We start from the raw sequence: 16,008 nt of genomic DNA, 5'->3' as shown, positions 1-16,008 counted from the left end.
CTAACTAATTAATTTAAATAATGTGCTGGCAATTCTTCAAGTGGGCGGGCATCATCCCAAATTTTAGATAAGTGGATTTTGTTGATAGCCTCAATAATAACATCCCTAAAACCATCGTCAAATGTACCTCCGGAGATTTGCTTCCAGGAAGTACCTGATAGTTTTTCAATTACCAGTATGCCGCTATTATCCAACTGTACGAAAAAAACCAATCGTTCCTTTTCATAGTTGACAAATGTTGTCAGGCCAAAATCGCGATTTTGATCATTGAATTTAAATTTGACATCTATCATATCGGTTCTGTTTAGTATTTCTAAGGTAGGTATAATTGATTCAAAATCCTTATCTGGTAATACCAATATATAGTTGTAATTTATAAGTAGAACGTATAGGTTACCTTAAAATAATTTCTTTTGCTTCTTTTCTTTGATCACAAAGAAAAGAAGTCTAACCCTATCAAAAAAGGGGCCTCAGCCCCTATATTAGCCGTTATACGGCCTTTTTAAAATAAAATAGAAGGTTGGTTCCTCCTCCCAAATGAAGGCTTTAACGGGTTCTTCTATGCGTTTTTTGGGCAGCATTTCCAATTCCCGGTTTAAATCGCCTGGTATGTCCGGTGGGTGATCTGCAATATTTATTTTAATTGATTGTTGTTGACTATTAAAGGCAAATGCCACCCGCAAAGGCCTCACACTTAAAATAGTAACAATTTCAGCTTTCCGTTTTTTCAAGGTATGGTAAACATCCCAAAGCGCATTTTGAAAAGTGAATCCGATACCGTTAACGGAGTGATTTTTAAATAGCCGTCCGTTTTTCTTACGGACGGCTAACCTGAATGCAAATTCATAACAAATTGTCATGTCTCATTTTGAAGTTATATTCTTAACTATAATCTGAGCATCTAAATAAGCGCTCCGGCTGATGTGTCGTTGCCATGCACCCTCTCTTGGTGACCAGCGGAAACCCGCAGATTTCAGTTTTTTGCGGGTGATTTCATCAGGCTTACCGGGGAATATGATTTGCAAGTGGTTCGCCTCTTTGTTTTCAAAAATGCGTATATCGTTTATTGTCTCGTCGATTGCTGTTTTAACCTCCAGCTTTTTAAGTTGGTCGATACGCTGCTGAATACGGCGTATATTGGCGTTATTATTGGAGAGGCTAAAATGTGCAAATCCTTTGCCATAACCGGGGCTGGTTTTATTTAATTCATCCCAAAGGTATTCACTTGCAGCCTCTAATTTTAAAAAACATTCTTTATCGCCTTTCCTAAGACATTTGTTAGAAGACTTCATAAACTCCTGTGCCTTTTTTAATTCATTTAATTTGGCGTTCAGCTTTTCCAGGGCTTTAGGGTCATCCGAAAATATGGCGTCATTATTTTCAATAGTTTTTGCTTTGTCCTGATAATAGGCAGCTTTATCCAATTTGATATTTGCCTGTTGAAATTTATTGCTGATGCGGTTTCGGTAATTACGATCTCGTTTTTCTGAGTGATGGCCAATTAAAATAGGCTGCCCCATAGGTATAACGCTTGCCATTTCTGAGGCTGTTGTATACAGGCTTTCCGCTTCCTGGGTGTTCTTTTTAGCTAAGCGGTGAGCGTTTATTATGCGGTTTTCTTTACGTTCTTCAAAATCGTGTTTCATGATTGTAGAATTTTGGCGGGGGCAAATGCCCCCGCCTTGTTATTAATTGAGTATAAAATCACCGCCTCCAAACTTTTCAAAGTCATGGCAGAGATTAAATGCAGTTTGTGTTTTTGTCAGGCCATTGCCAAACATGACGGACTTTAGTTTTTGCTCTTCGCTTTTGTAGTCCAATACATTTTGAAAATACCCTGTGATCGCATTGTATGCACCAAATAAAGTTCCGCGGGTGGTGTCCATTTGTTGGGTTGGATTGGTGAAGGCATAGGTACAAATACGTTCAACGGTATTTTTAAACCTGCTTGAAAACTCGTCAGGTGCTTCGTCTGTCAATATTTTATTTAGCACCTCTTTGCTTGGTGCCATTGCCAATTGCACCAGTTTAAGCACTTCCTTATCACGGATGCGGATTTGTGACCAACGGTTAAATACATCGCTCAACTGGTCGGCTAAGGTGTTGGTGAAGCCCATAATTTTGTGTGCCTCTTCCAAACGTTCTTTGGCACTTTCCGTATGGCGGATTTTGTGGCAATTGGTCATATTTCGCAATGCTGCGTTAAGCGTGTTGTTACATACTATACGAATTGGGGTAAATGCAATAGTGATACTGCCAAAACCATCGTGCGAGGTGGTGAGGAACAAATATTTTTCGATCAGGTCGTCATTACCAACACGAATGTAACCCGGCAATTTGGCGGTAATAAAAATACGTTCACCGTTACCCAATGCTCCGGCTGTTTCATATAAAACGCCATCGCCACCGCCTACAATGGCATCAAAAAATTTAAAGGCATCCCGGTTTTGTACAATTTCGTATTCACTACCGATTACCCCCAAAACCTGATTTGTATCTGTGCGAACGGTAGCAAATTTTTCAGGCACAAAAAGATCATCGGAATACCGCCCCTGCTGATCGTATGCGTATAATGACCATTTTTCTACTTCATAGTCCAGTCCGGCTACCTGTATAGCTTCGGCACTGGTCAGGTAACGGTCAACGACCTGCCCGAGGCCGTGCCATGCTCTTTCCTTAACGCTCATAAAAGCGTGTTTACCTGTTAGTTGATTGAAATTTATATTATCTGGCATGATTGTAAATGTTATTTGGTTTTCAATTCCATTATTTCGGTTTTCAGCACCTGCACATTTTCGGTGCTGGTAATGCTCAAATTGGTTTCCCTTTGCAGTTCGCTAATGGCGTTATGTATGTGCTTGTAGGGCGTGTTTACCGTTACTTTAATGAGCAAATACAAGGTGTCGTTATGCTTATTCATAATTGATAGGAGTTTATGAACTCGGCAAATTCAAACTGGAAAACTGCGGGGTTTTCCTTTGCTAACTGTTCGGCGTAGCCGTCCCAAAAAAGCTGGTTTGTTAACTCGATAAATAGCTCGTACATCTTAATTCCTATTTAATGGGTTGGTTAAAAAAAAGTCTCCCGGTAGTTCCGGGAGGCAAGAGTTAATTAGTTAGGAAAAACGATTTCTGCCTCGATTTCTGAAAGTTTAGACACACAGGCATCGTAAACAAACTGTGCAGTCATCGCAATGAGGTTTGGTGTGTTTGTGGTAAACTTGTTACCCTTGTCATCCTCAATGATCAGTTTGCAACCCTGATAAAAATTGCTTTCCAGTTGGTCGGCATTTTCGGCCAGTTTGATCTGAAAATCTTCTAAAGTTTTGATCCGGGCGATTAAGGCTAAACGCTGAATATTTTTGCGGTGCAGGCCCTCAACGTATTTTACGGTCTGCTCCAAATTCAAGGCAGGTTTAAGAAATTTAATTTCTCCTGCGGGCTGTTCTTTCACCTCTTCGGTTTTAGGTTGCTCATGGCCTGTTGCCGGTTGCTCATTAGCGGAGGCCTTAGTTTCTGTTGCCGGTGTGGGCGCAGCTTGCGCAGCCTGGGCAGCGGGTTCAATTTTGGCGGGGTCGTTTTTAACAAGTCCATCGTTTTTTTCATTGTCTTTGCCGGGGATGCTCGGGCGGTTGGTGGTTTCGATTTTTTTGCTGTCGTTTTTTGCGGTTGCTGCACCTTGTGTAGTTCCGCTGTTTTTGGTTGTTGTGCTCATTTTCTGCGCTTTAAAGGGTTAAAAATTTGTTTGATACTTTTTTTTCGCCTGGCTCATTCGGCTATCGCCTCATTTGCCTTTTGTTAAGCACCCCATTATTTGCGCGCGGGGAAAAGAGACAAGGCTGACGCTAAAAAATACGCTGCCAACACATCGCGGCGCAGCCGCAGCCTTTGAAATTGCAGGAAGATTTTTTTGACGGCACTCCGCATGGCCTTGGCTCGCGGCGAGGGATTCCTTTGCGTAACAAAAGGCAAATGAGGCGATAGCCGTCTGAAGAATACCAGCGCTGCGGCGGTCATGAAAACCGACCTGAACGGCACGAGCGCCTGACGGTTACCGTTACCGTCCGTAAGCGAAAGGCCGGGCAGGTCATCGCAGTGTATATTGCGCTGCAATACACAACAAGCGTTGCAAAATCATATCACGGTCAGGGAAAAGGGAATTGCCTTTACGGCGGCTGCACAAAGGGAGGAATATAGCGGCAGCGGAATGACGAGTATTGTGCAGAGCAAAGCGGTCGCTGTAATGGCTATTTCCCGTGCGAGCGAAGCGGGTGAGCAATGGAGCATTGCGGAATGCGAACTTGCTACAGCGATAGCCGCATCAGGGGGGGCAGCGGCATCCTCCGGAGGAGATATAGCGGAACACCCGGCCCGCAGGGGATGCCCAGCGCCTGAAAATTGCTTTTATATGTAGATTTTGTATTTTTAGGAATGGAGATTTTGACCGATGAGCAGGCCATCGAAAAGGTCGATCATTTTTTTATAGAAACTTTTAAAAGGTACGCTTTATTGAAAGCGTTTGCGGAAGTCTTAAGGTTTCCCTTCTTTGCCTTCTACAAAGGTGGAGGTCATGTAAGATATGATGATCATCTTATATCTTCTCACTTTGAACCTTTTCCACTCTTGGGTGGGCGGTCTGCAAACTTGGTCATTGGTGTAAAATATCGTAAAGATTATATGGAGATCATTTGGTCTTCATTTCATGAATGGGGCCACTTATCACAACCAACGCTCACGAATGAAATCAGGCTAAATCCACTCTTAACACATCAAAGGGAAAGTGATGCCTGGGATAGAGCAGAAACGAAGCTGAAAGATTTTGCTATCCTTCAGCCTCATATGCATAAGTTTTACATTTACCGGGATCAGTGTCTTAATGATTATTACGACAAAATCCCTAAATAATAAATAGTTCTACAGGTAACCGAGAACATTAACCGCAACAATTGCAGCCTCCAGGCTAACATCCTGAGAACGATTTAATTTATACTGAAAGTCCAGTTGTTTCAACCAGTTAAGCAGGTAATTTAATTCCGGAGCACGTTTAGCAATTACATTTCCGACGGCGGCCGTAACCGCGTTTAAGTTTTTTTCCGATTGAAGGCCCATATTAAATAAAGCTTCCAGCACTTTACCGTCATATCTTCTAAACACATCATTCATGTTTTCGGGCCGCAGGCTTTGTTCTAACAAAGCGGTTAACCGTGGCAGGAAGTTCAATGTTTTCAGACCTGTTAGATAGCTAAGCCATAGGTCGTCGCGATAAGCGACATCCGGATTATTAAAACCGTGATCCGCATAATAGTTAAAACCTTCCTCATCAGCCAAAGCGGTCAGTCGTTTGGCGGCGGCGATTTTATATTCCTTACTGGTGTCCGAATGTAAAATCTCTAACAGGTAAGCGTGTATTTTCTCCTTCAATCCGTTAAATAGCAGATCTACCAATTCCCATCGGAAGTCCTGGGGAGAAAGTTGTTGCAACACTTCAAAAAGGCCCCCGTGATCGTTGGTGGACTCAAGGTATAATTTAGCAATATTTTCCTTGACAGAAGTAACTTCATTGATCCGTACCAAATCAGATTTTATTGCATCGAAAGATTCTTTCAAACCTTTTTTAATAGCATACTCAGCGTTTAGCGACCATACATGCTCTACTTTGAGTCCTGACTTCAGGTTTTCAATGATACGGGCATTAAAGGCCTCTTCACCTACCTGTTCTACCATGGGCGTATACCAACTCTCAATATCACCTTGAATAAAATCGTAAAACAAAGTAAAATCAAGCAGTTTGTCATCCGGTAATTTTATGTGCTGATTTTTAACAAAATACCAGATCATCAAGGACAAGCCATTAAACCGGCCATGTTCATCGATGCTCCTTTTAATATCAAGTCTGGCTGCGGTACGGTTGGCCCAATCCTCCAAATACGCAATTTGTTCGTCTGTTGCTTTTAATCCCGAATTTTTAAGGAGGTTATAGATGCTGTCGATTCGTTCTATTTCAAATGAAATTCCACTATTCATGAAGGCGTCAGCGTCAGCCTTTGTTATATATCCTGTATCCCGGCTAAGTTCACCAATAATGGTTGTGACTGATCGCGGAAAATATTCGTCAAGATGATATTCTTTGCTGTTGGCAAATTCCCAAATATCTGACCAGGATGCAGCATCCTTACCTAAAGCTTTCCAAAAGCGGTCGGCTTCCGCCTTAAAAGCCGGTTCGTCAAACAACAAATCGAAACTATCCTGTTCATACTGCCGGCGTTTATCCTGACGCGCCAATAGCTGGGCATCATCAAAAGTTATATTTAATCGTTGTTCCAGTTGCTCTTTAAGTTCTTTTGCTCCGGGAGCATAATTGGTATTTCTGGTATGGTGGTAGGCCTCCTCCGCAAACCTAACGATATCTTCAGGTTTAACCCGGCCAGACTCAATTTCGTTGATAATGAAATCAATCGTTTCTGCGTTAAGGGCTAAAGACAATAATTGGTTTTTTTGAATTTGGTGTAAACCTTGTAAATGAAAGACAGTATCGTAGGCTTTTGTCAGGGTACCAGTTTTTTCAAAAAATTCTCTGCAAAGTTGAAGTATATCGCGGTCGCTTGTTTTGCCATAATTAATAAATATGTTCAATATCCTATCGTAAAACTGATTTGCTTCCGGGTAAAGCGTAATAGCCTGTTTTATTAAACTTTCCATTACGTCCTTTTTTTCGCCATAGAAGCGATAACGCTGGTCATAAGGCTCTTCAAAAAAACTTAAAGCCGTGTCAATTGCTCTCGGCTCTCTAATTGCCTCAAATGCTCTTTTCAATTGTGCAGTCTCATCCCATAAACTGCTTTTGTGTGCCTGATGATCGCGTTTACCCATCATCATGATGCCTTCCAAAAAAACGTCAATATATCGGTCAACGTTTCCTGTTTTGGTGATTATGGTGTAAAGTGCTGCACGGTAATAATCTTCCTCACGTGTTCTGTGTTTTGCGACAAAATTGTCAACTGTTTCTGAATCTGCCAGCTCACATCGTGCAAGTATATGGACAGCAGAATATACTACATCAGGCTTATCCTGATGCTGATCGATAAAATTCAAAATAAGTTTCCTTACATCCTGTTTTTCTTCTTCACTATTAAGGGTAAAGTACTCCAGAAGTCGAAGTGCCGTGATTTTATTAGATATGCTATTACCAATTCGGCCGATTGCTTCTTTCACAATGGCCATTGATTCAGGGGTATCCGCGAAGTGACCTAATTCTGCTTCAGTAAATTTATTAGACCTGATGATTAAGCCATTTTCCTGAAATTCCTTAAAAATTGCCGAAAAAATTCGGTTGCGGGTTTCGTCGTCAATACGATCAGGTTCAAACCTAATTAGTGTATCAGGTTCATTTGCTATGAGCCAATCCAATAACGGCTGACGTTGATCATCTGATGAAATACTAATCAAAAATGACATCGTATTCAACCAGCTTGGTTTGATCAGTTTAAAATCAGGTGCAAAAGCGACAAACGATTTTACAGAATTAACAGGCAGCGTGCTCAAGGCACGGGCGGCATAATACTCCTGAATATTATTATGCTCAAATGACCAATTGCCTCTAAAAATGGCCACAATTGAGCACTTGGTAATGATTATACGATCAGCTTCAGCGGCAACAACCCGTTCAAACTCGTCATTGGTCAAGTAATTCCTGCCCATATATTCCATTGTTAATGCAAGGCGCGTTAACAATTGTTCACAACGTATTAAATCTGCCTCTGATAAATTCTCCTTTACAGCAGCGGCCTCCAATCGAAGTTTGATCGCTTCCGCAAATACTTTAGCCCGGCCACCGCGCAGGTTGCCTTGCTTTTGGTATACTGACGAAAGAATATTCAGGAAAAAAGGTTTGGTTACAATCTCCTTATACTCACAATCTATTACCTCATTATAAAATGCTTCACCATCAATGCCATATTCATTCATTGTCTGAACGATAGCAAACGGCGTGATTTCATTTATACGGGTTATGGTAAAGTCTTCTAAGTAGCCCTTATTTGCTCCGATGGAAAGTTCGAAAAAATTTGTCCGGCAGGATATGACAATTTTGCATAATGGATAGGCTTCACTGAAATTCTTTATCTCTTCCAGCGCATCATTAAAATATTCTGTTTCCACCTCGTCGAGGCCATCCAATATTATAAGCGCAGTATTCTCCGGAACATGCTGAAATTCTTCAGGAAGCAAATCAGCTATTGGCCCTCCCTTATAAGTCTTCAGTTTGCTAAATACTGGAATATAAAGTGATCCTGGGGCCTTGTAAAAATCGACGAGTTTTGCAAGTTCAGTTGACTTACCTGAACCGGCGTCACCTAATAAAACAAGATGGTTTCGGTCAGTTAATAATTGCGTCAGCTCTTTTTTATAATCATCACTGAAGAACATTCGGCTGATTTCGTCACCTTCCTCCAATGTCACCGTCCTTGGAATAGGGTGGTCAATTTTAACGACGGTGATTTCATCAGTAAGCGTTACCAATGCTGTTGCCACGCCTTCTGGAGTAACCACAAACTTAGCTTCGGCTTCAGCTTTGAAGGTACTTACAATTACGACTTTATGCCTGCGAATAGTCTCTTCAATTATCGGTATCAGATCTTCGTTAAGCTTATCACTTAAATTTGTCGGAGTCGTAAAGTGGTTTACCCAGCCATCTTTATATAATTCATGTTTAAATTTAACCACTTTATCATACTCTTCCTTCTGCTTGGGGTCAGTGGGCTCTTCTACATTTTTAAAAAACACATACAAGCCCAGGTCGGGATTTTCTTTTTTTGCTTTTACAGCTACCCTAAATTCTTCCTCTGTTCCTGAACCATATACGGTACCATCTTCAGCAGTTGTCGGCGTTCCAAAACGCGTCGCCAGTATACCGATATAATGGTCATAACCATCAAATTCATTATTGATGATCGTCTGTCCGCGAACACCATCATATTGATGTGTAATACTTTTCCAGTACAGTGGCTTAAGATGGGCGGGAATGCCCTTTTTAGTCAATGAAATTTCGGTGCTTGCAAAAAACTCAATTAACCGGTTTTTTTCTGCTTCTACATCACCTGGGCAAGATATAAATATTTGAATTTCGAGTATTGCTTTAGGCATAATGATAAGGGCGTTTATGCAAATATCATTAAACTGAATAATTAATAAAGTATCTCTAAATAATAAGTTGAAGAATTCGCTAAATAAATTATAGTGGAGTCAATCCATACAGAATTTAATGAGTGCAATGGATTATAAAAAAAGGGTTGCCTTGCTACCGGCAACCCTTTAGCAATTCAGCTATTATGTTCATCGGCTTTGCCCAGTATGGCAGCGCGCATTTGATCAATGAACTTAGTAATGCTCAATCTTTTCCTCCTGGATATTTCCGTGAATTTCCGTTGCGCAATGCCTATTGAAATTTTGAGGTTTGCTTCAATCCATCGGACTATCTGGTTTAGGCTGGCGTTGCCGTCATTTACCTGGCCAGTCAGCCAAATACCGTAGGCCAGTTCAACTGCATTTATTACATCGCCAGTCCACCGCAATTCAAATTCACTTTCCGCGCGAATAACTGGTGAGTTGTTCATTAGTGCGGCAATGCGGTAAATAATTACCTGGTTTACCTGTTCAAAAGCGATAAACTTGGCGAACAGATCACTCATTGGTGTGGTATCGGTGTGTTCAGGATCTGTTATTTCGGGGAGTGGTATTTGCGAATGGTCTGCGTTCCGGATAAAGTAAAGGTGGTCGAGTTCGCTGAAATGATTTCTGTAGTATTGATAATAAAAGGAGTTTAGCTTAAAGAGAGACTGAAAACCTTTTATCGCTTCCTCGAAGTAATTAATCAGCACATCACTTGTTCCTATTGGTTCGTTGACACTGATGTTATACTCGACAGAAACCTGCAGCTTATGAGCCAGTATTTTAGGCCTTATCTCCTTGAAGAAGATGATCTCCTCTTGCGGACTGGTAAACTCATTTTTTTTCAAGTGTTCTTTCAGGTCTGCAATGGCCTTATTTACCAGGATGACGGAGGCATTGTAACGCTCCACTGGCGGATAATTTTGCAAGCTGAGGAGTTCCTCTCTCAGCTGGGCTTCGATGGTTTCAAACGTTAAATTCATATGATGATGTTCAAAGTAAGATGACATAAAAAGCTTGTGAAGGGCATGGCGTTGCCACCTCCGGTGTTTCACGGAGGTAATGAATCGAATAAAAAATAGTTAATTGCCGTAGACGGTATTGATTTGAATGGCAGCATCAGCACCTTCGGCTAAAACTGTCAAAGCATTCAATATCTTCGGCAATAATGAGGACATAATGTAACTGAGGATCACAACGATCATTAGGGTATCGTAGGATGTGCCTCCATTATTGAAAGTTTGATAACAGGTAAAGAAAATGATGGCCATATTGAGGGTTTGCAATATCTCCAGCCAAAGTGTTAATCGCGCCGTTTTCATGCCGTGGATTTCTGCATAACCCATGGTACGCCGGAAATTATCCAGTTGTTGGCCAGCGATCTCATCGCTCATTTGCTGATTTGAAATTTGCGTTCTCAGGCCGGAAACATCCTTTAATGAACTTTCTGCTTTCCTGGAGAAATCATTCAGCTTCGCCATTTCAAAAGAATATTTAGACGAAAACCTATAAATATAAATAAGCGAGATGATGAGGCATACCAAATCAATCATCCCGGCGTATGGCATCATATAAAAAATTGCCCCGAGCATGGCGAATATAAAGGTACCATCACAGCACAAACCAGCAATAAAGGCAGAAATAGCAGCCTGAACTCTTTGAATATCGGCAAGGGTGTTGGAGATATTATAGCTTTGACCTTTATATTGTTGCGGCTTAATAAAAAGGCGAGAGATGATAGCCTGCATCATTTTAGCATTCATGCCTATATTGATGCGAATAAGCAAAAATTGCTTCAGATAATTTGCCAGGGCGCGGGCGAAATAAATGATCACCAATAATACAATTAGACTAACCATGCGAGTGCCCTGCATCAAATTATTGTAGATCTGTCCCCGTTGTAATAGCCAGGTTAAACCTACACCAAAAGCAGCAGCGATCATTGAAAGCAATCCAAAAACAGGGATCAGAATTAGTGGAAAAGCACGAATACCCTGCAATAGCTTCCAGGGCGAAGGATAATTATCAGATTTAAAATTCGGTTCATTTTCAAAATAAAGAGCCGCTTTTGATATCCATATCCTGTTGATTTCGTCTAATGTTAAGTAGGTCACCTGTTGGGCGGGATCAGCAATCAGAAAATAAAGCTTACCCTTAATTTTCCGGCAACTGAAACAAACTATAAAATGATCAAGGCCATACTCATTCCTGGTGTGTAGTATTAGCGGTTTATTGACAGATATGAGGGTATCCATATCCATTTCTACAGCCCTTGCCGGAAAGGATGCCTGCACACATATTTTTTTCATTTGTGCCAGTGAAAGCGCTTCATTCGGCCCTGGTAAATCGCAATCAATTAGGGGGACTTGATTGTAGCAAGTAAAAATCATTTTGAGGCAGGCTAAGCCACAATTCTGATCTGTGGTTTGCCTTACAAAGATTCTTTTAATTAAAGCGATTGGGGTCATAAGTTGTTTCTTATTAGGCCTGCGATGGGAAAAATACCATTGTAGTAAACACTACGCAGGCCATCCAGACGACCAGCGCCGGGACATATCCCTTCAGGACGATTAGTAATGAATTATCAAAATTGAGTCTGGTAATTTTTGTCATTCCCATGGCCAGAATGAACCAATAGGCGATTTCAAATACATTTAAGGTTTGCAGCGGATAGTACCAAGCGACGGGAGCATCAGGAAATAATGAAAGTGCGGATAACAGATAAGTGTTGTGCCAGTCGCTCAACGAACCATCAGGTATAAAATAATGGAACCATAACAGTTTTCCCAATGCCGACAATACAAAAGTAAATTCAGCAATAATCACCACGCAGAGTATACTTGAGAAGCGGATTGGCTGTCTGGCAATATATAAAGTCGTGTAAAGCACCAGGGAGATCAGGCTTAGTTTTATTCCGAGATAGATGATCTCAAAAAAGTAAAGCCATTTTTGCGCATTAACATAGGTGGTTAAGGCATTGTCATCATAACCCAGGAGATCGCCGCTTCTTTTATAAAAATCCGGTGTGAGGATCAGGCGGTTAGTCAAAGCAATCAAAGCGAATGAGGTTGATAAAAGTGCGATGAATGCTATTAAAATCGTTTTACCTTTGCAATGCACGTTATAACATTTTTTGGTAAAATTCTGATTACAGCGGGAAATGTCCTATTTGTATGAATTATAAGTTATAAATTAAACTTATGGTTTAAATAAATCATTATTATAATATTAGTCGTACCTTATCTACTACCTATGCCGATAACAATAGCCATCATGACCCTCATCATGGTAACGAGCGTTATTGGGTTTATTAACCCGATAGTCAAGTTCAACCTCATGCTTCACCCTTTTAGTATTTTTCACCACAAGCAAGTTTACCGGCTAATTACAGCCGACTTCGTACATAATGACCCTATACATCTGATTATCAATGAAACGGTTATCTTCTTTGCCTGTGGTACTTTGGAAACCTATTTACACGGCCATTATGCCCGAGGGAGCTTTCTTTTTCTATCGATTTACCTCATCAGTATGTTAGGAGGAGCCGTAATTATAGCTATTCGATATCATAAGGATTTCGATTATTCCAGTTCCGGTGCATCAGGCAGCGCCATTGGGAGTATGTTTGGATATATGATCCTTCAGCCCCATGTTGCCGCTTTTTACTTACCGATGTTCGGAAGTATTCAAAATATTTATGGTGCATTTTTGTTCGTCGCCGGGTTTATTATTTACCAGTTCAGGACAAAGAATCCGATGGTTAACAATGAGCTACATTTTTATTCGGCCATCACGGGTGCAATTTTCACCCTGCTATTATTTCATGACCAGTTAGTTCACTGGTAGATTATATGATCTTAAAAGGCCTGCTAAATTATCCTAAAAATAAAGCCGGCCAAAAGTATATTCTGGCCGGCGATCAGGCAGGGTATTAAATACTTACCACTTGCTGGTTACCACAAACCAAGACACGAAGGCCCGGTAGCTGCTACCACTGCACCAACTACAGCACCAGCGCCACCAAATAAGCCACCTAAAGAAGCAGATACAACGATGTTGTATCCACAACTCATACCAGAGGCAGCGCCGCCCTTTAATTCATCAGCATGTTCATCTGTCAAGTCTTTCATACGTTGAAAATTTTAGTGATTCCCCCTATTAGGAACCGGGCTAAAATTGGACAGATGTGCGCCGGGAAGCTAAAAGCTTAACTTATGATTTATTACTTTTGCTTATAGGATAAAACAATATTATGGAACCAACCGGCTTTAATAAGGATAATACGCCCCATCATAAAGATAGTGTAGGAGAAAGAATCCGCATCCAAAGGGAAATCAAGAATTACTCGCAGACCTATATGTCGTTTATGCTGGAAATATCACAACCCGCCTATTCCAATATCGAACGCGGCACCTCAGTATTGACGGTTCCCAGGTTATATGAAATTGCCGAAATACTGGAAATCTCCATTTTCGTGTTAATGCCTCCTTCAAAGTATGGGTCAGGTATCAATTTGGGGCGTTATGTAAACACGCTCTTCAAACTACTTAAACCTAATAACAAGCGGTTAAAAGGAAAACATGAATCGGCATTAGCTAAGGGTATTGTTTACAGGGACATTTCAAAAAACCTGGACTAATAAATTAAAAACCTGAATTATTGCGCATTAGGCCATTGCGATTCATCTTTACGGTTCTAAACCGACTGTAAAAAGGGATTGGTTATGGATTACAGAACCTATGAAAAACGCCTGGAATATATTTTAGAACTTATCGAAAAAGGCCGTTTTGGATCAATTGAAAAAGTCGCCAAGCGATTTGATGTCAGTACACGTACTGTTAAGCGTATGCTTCAGAACCTCCGTGATAAGGGCCATGATATATTATATGATAAGAAAATAAAAAAATATTTCATCAAAAATACAGAGTGACAATCTCTGTCCCGCAGCCGGAATAGTTTTGAATTCATAAACGAATCGCTACTATGGAAAAGGCATTTACCGTACATCTCGTTTCTTATGTGCCGATATTAAAAAGCGCAGGTATTAAATTTAAGGAGGATGAGAAAACCCTGTTAGTTGGTAAACCGTTGGCTGACTCTGGTTATGTCATCCATATCAGTTCGAGAACTGTGGATGCCCCAACCTTTATACAAGCCATCCTACAGTTACTTAAGAAAAGCAAAGCCGCTTATCGGATTATAAAAGGTCAGCATGACCAATATCGGTTAAATGCCGGAGCCTACGGTGATGAAGAAGTCGGTAAAGTGATCACTATTTTTCCGAACAACCTCAATGAGGCCATAGGATTGGTAGAAGAGTTAAAAACTGTAACCGCATTTCATAAAGGACCTGAAGTTATACAAGCGCAACGCGTCGGTGAAGTAATTTATATTCAAAAAGTTGTACGCAATGACAACAAGGAACTTGTGTTGTCAGCACCCGATCTTAAAAAGTTCCCCTTTGAATACAAAAAACAATACCGAAAAAAGAAAAATCGCCTGGGCTTGATTGGCAAAGCCTATCTGCCGATACAGTTATTAAGAAGTGCAGCCAAAGGCAATATTTACAAAGCTATTAACCTAAAAGGACTAAAGTTTGACTGGTGCCTTATCAAGCAGGGTAATCCCGTTGCCCTGGACGATCATTTCGACCGAGATATGAAAGATCGGCTGGAATGGCAAAAAGAAGTTCATGCAAATTTAAAAGGCAAAGTTTATACGCCTGACGTAATTGACTATTTTACCTCAAACGATTACCATTACCTGGTATTCAATTACGCTGACGGTGATTCTCTCGGCAACGTTATCAGGTCTTTTTTAGCTGGCAAGCAGTGGACAGAACTTAATTATCCTACCCAAATCAAGATACTCGGTTATTTTCTTCAGGCAATTGAATTGATTAAAAGCATCCACGAAGCGGGTTTTGTTCACCGCGATGTAACTGACAGTAATTTTATACTATTGGATGATGGAAAGTTATGTGTGATCGACTTTGAGCTAAGTTACTCGCTTGAAAAAGGCGAACCTAACCCGCCTTTTCTACTCGGCACATTCGGGTATGTGGCACCTGAGCAAGTTCAGCATGCTGTTCCTGATCCTAAAGAGGACATTTACTCCCTCGGAGCCTTATTATGTTTTGTGTTGACCGGTTGCAAAACCTGGGACTTTATCACCACCAACCATCATCAGCTAAAATCAAAATTGGTTCGATTAACTGACGAAAAAGAACTCACGGAGCTCATCCTAAAATGCCTGAGCTATAACAGAACTGACAGGCCTTCAATTCAAACCGTACATGCTACTGTTCTAAACAGAATATCCAACATTAAAAACCTGAACCATGAAACGATCTCAATGGCTGTATGAAATTATCATTTATTTTCTGGCGCTAATGTTCCTTTATACAGCATTCAGCAAGTTAGTAGACATGCATCATTTTACCAAGGCGATCAGAAACCAACCATTTCCAAAAATAGTTGACCCTTCTCTTGTTGTCGGGGTTCCATTGGTGGAAATCATAACCGGAGTATCGCTACTACGCATTAAATCCAGGAAATTCGGTTTATATGCCTCCGCCATTCTTATGTTAAGTTTTACTATATACGTTAGCCTGGCGGTTTTTAACGTTTTTGAGAGAGTCCCCTGCGGCTGTGCAGGTGTGTTCCAACAAATGAGTTGGACTGCGCACCTGGTTTTCAATCTTTTCTTTTTACTACTCGCCATTCTCGGCATTTGGATTTATCATAAACATGAGCAAACCAACCAAGCCTCCTATAGTAAAGCGGCTTTATAAGATATTCACTGCGCAACGAATCAGGGCAAAGCTGAAAACCTGCGAAAAGAG

General features: G+C 40.9%; 19 protein-coding genes. 7 read left to right on the top strand and 12 right to left on the bottom strand.

The window, feature by feature from the left end; genetic code table 11:
• Positions 1-8 precede the first annotated feature (8 nt).
• The 7 genes from MTO98_RS14340 to MTO98_RS14315 form a co-directional block, all read right to left on the bottom strand.
• A complete protein-coding gene (locus MTO98_RS14340) occupies positions 9-293 on the bottom strand; it encodes a hypothetical protein (protein ID WP_143065069.1) in 285 nt (94 codons plus the stop codon).
• Positions 294-482: 189 nt separating this feature from the next.
• Positions 483-860 carry a hypothetical protein gene (locus tag MTO98_RS14335; protein ID WP_091207537.1) on the bottom strand — a complete coding sequence of 126 codons (378 nt, stop codon included), beginning with the start codon at positions 858-860 and terminating at the stop codon, positions 483-485.
• 3 nt (positions 861-863) lie between these two features.
• Positions 864-1,646: a DUF3560 domain-containing protein gene (locus MTO98_RS14330; RefSeq protein WP_243487263.1), complete on the bottom strand. Its 783-nt coding sequence runs from the start codon at positions 1,644-1,646 to the stop codon at positions 864-866.
• Between the two features lie 42 nt (positions 1,647-1,688).
• On the bottom strand, positions 1,689-2,735 hold the full coding sequence (locus MTO98_RS14325) for a DUF932 domain-containing protein (protein ID WP_091207542.1): 1,047 nt from the start codon (positions 2,733-2,735) through the stop codon (positions 1,689-1,691).
• 11 nt (positions 2,736-2,746) lie between these two features.
• Positions 2,747-2,920: a hypothetical protein gene (locus MTO98_RS14320; RefSeq protein WP_167667791.1), complete on the bottom strand. Its 174-nt coding sequence runs from the start codon at positions 2,918-2,920 to the stop codon at positions 2,747-2,749.
• The gene (locus MTO98_RS34270; RefSeq protein WP_256464371.1) at positions 2,917-3,045 is read right to left on the bottom strand and encodes a hypothetical protein; all 129 of its coding nucleotides are present in this window, start codon (positions 3,043-3,045) and stop codon (positions 2,917-2,919) included. The genes MTO98_RS14320 and MTO98_RS34270 overlap by 4 nt, the downstream gene beginning before the upstream one ends.
• A 66-nt stretch (positions 3,046-3,111) precedes the next feature.
• Entirely contained in the window at positions 3,112-3,714 is a 603-nt protein-coding gene (locus tag MTO98_RS14315; protein WP_243487262.1) for a hypothetical protein, read from the bottom strand.
• Between the two features lie 411 nt (positions 3,715-4,125).
• Between MTO98_RS14315 and MTO98_RS14310 the strand changes: the two genes are divergently transcribed.
• Together MTO98_RS14310 and MTO98_RS14305 are read left to right on the top strand one after the other, a co-directional pair.
• On the top strand, positions 4,126-4,413 hold the full coding sequence (locus MTO98_RS14310) for a hypothetical protein (RefSeq protein WP_091207548.1): 288 nt from the start codon (positions 4,126-4,128) through the stop codon (positions 4,411-4,413).
• A gap of 17 nt (positions 4,414-4,430) precedes the next feature.
• Positions 4,431-4,904: a hypothetical protein gene (locus MTO98_RS14305; protein WP_091207551.1), complete on the top strand. Its 474-nt coding sequence runs from the start codon at positions 4,431-4,433 to the stop codon at positions 4,902-4,904.
• Positions 4,905-4,913: 9 nt separating this feature from the next.
• Here MTO98_RS14305 and MTO98_RS14300 read toward each other — a convergent pair whose 3' ends face one another.
• The 4 genes from MTO98_RS14300 to MTO98_RS14285 all read right to left on the bottom strand — a co-directional run bounded on the left by MTO98_RS14300 (position 4,914) and on the right by MTO98_RS14285 (position 12,221).
• The gene (locus MTO98_RS14300) at positions 4,914-9,140 is read right to left on the bottom strand and encodes an NACHT domain-containing NTPase (protein WP_091207554.1); all 4,227 of its coding nucleotides are present in this window, start codon (positions 9,138-9,140) and stop codon (positions 4,914-4,916) included.
• Positions 9,141-9,316: 176 nt separating this feature from the next.
• On the bottom strand, positions 9,317-10,147 hold the full coding sequence (locus MTO98_RS14295) for an RteC domain-containing protein (protein ID WP_167667792.1): 831 nt from the start codon (positions 10,145-10,147) through the stop codon (positions 9,317-9,319).
• 99 nt (positions 10,148-10,246) lie between these two features.
• Positions 10,247-11,554: a cysteine peptidase family C39 domain-containing protein gene (locus MTO98_RS14290; protein WP_243487933.1), complete on the bottom strand. Its 1,308-nt coding sequence runs from the start codon at positions 11,552-11,554 to the stop codon at positions 10,247-10,249.
• Between the two features lie 91 nt (positions 11,555-11,645).
• Complete coding sequence (locus tag MTO98_RS14285) at positions 11,646-12,221, bottom strand: hypothetical protein (protein ID WP_143065070.1); 576 nt, start codon at positions 12,219-12,221, stop codon at positions 11,646-11,648.
• Between the two features lie 195 nt (positions 12,222-12,416).
• Here MTO98_RS14285 and MTO98_RS14280 point away from each other — a divergent pair, with 195 nt between their 5' ends.
• The gene (locus MTO98_RS14280; RefSeq protein WP_091207567.1) at positions 12,417-13,010 is read left to right on the top strand and encodes a rhomboid family intramembrane serine protease; all 594 of its coding nucleotides are present in this window, start codon (positions 12,417-12,419) and stop codon (positions 13,008-13,010) included.
• A gap of 107 nt (positions 13,011-13,117) precedes the next feature.
• Here the strand turns inward: MTO98_RS14280 and MTO98_RS14275 are convergent, their stop codons facing one another.
• Complete coding sequence (locus MTO98_RS14275) at positions 13,118-13,294, bottom strand: hypothetical protein (protein WP_167667793.1); 177 nt, start codon at positions 13,292-13,294, stop codon at positions 13,118-13,120.
• 122 nt (positions 13,295-13,416) lie between these two features.
• On the opposite strand from MTO98_RS14275, the gene MTO98_RS14270 reads away from it, so the two are divergent.
• From MTO98_RS14270 to MTO98_RS14255, 4 genes are all read left to right on the top strand, one after another.
• Complete coding sequence (locus MTO98_RS14270) at positions 13,417-13,803, top strand: helix-turn-helix domain-containing protein (RefSeq protein ID WP_091207570.1); 387 nt, start codon at positions 13,417-13,419, stop codon at positions 13,801-13,803.
• A gap of 84 nt (positions 13,804-13,887) precedes the next feature.
• The gene (locus tag MTO98_RS14265; protein ID WP_091207572.1) at positions 13,888-14,094 is read left to right on the top strand and encodes a DeoR family transcriptional regulator; all 207 of its coding nucleotides are present in this window, start codon (positions 13,888-13,890) and stop codon (positions 14,092-14,094) included.
• 53 nt (positions 14,095-14,147) lie between these two features.
• The gene (locus MTO98_RS14260; protein ID WP_091207574.1) at positions 14,148-15,530 is read left to right on the top strand and encodes a protein kinase; all 1,383 of its coding nucleotides are present in this window, start codon (positions 14,148-14,150) and stop codon (positions 15,528-15,530) included.
• On the top strand, positions 15,505-15,957 hold the full coding sequence (locus MTO98_RS14255; protein ID WP_091207577.1) for a MauE/DoxX family redox-associated membrane protein: 453 nt from the start codon (positions 15,505-15,507) through the stop codon (positions 15,955-15,957). The genes MTO98_RS14260 and MTO98_RS14255 overlap by 26 nt, the downstream gene beginning before the upstream one ends.
• Positions 15,958-16,008: the final 51 nt, after the last annotated feature.

The sequence above is a fragment of the Mucilaginibacter sp. SMC90 genome (genome assembly GCF_022811725.1).
Taxonomy (GTDB): domain Bacteria; phylum Bacteroidota; class Bacteroidia; order Sphingobacteriales; family Sphingobacteriaceae; genus Mucilaginibacter.
This window is presented reverse-complemented; position numbering and strand designations above follow the sequence as displayed.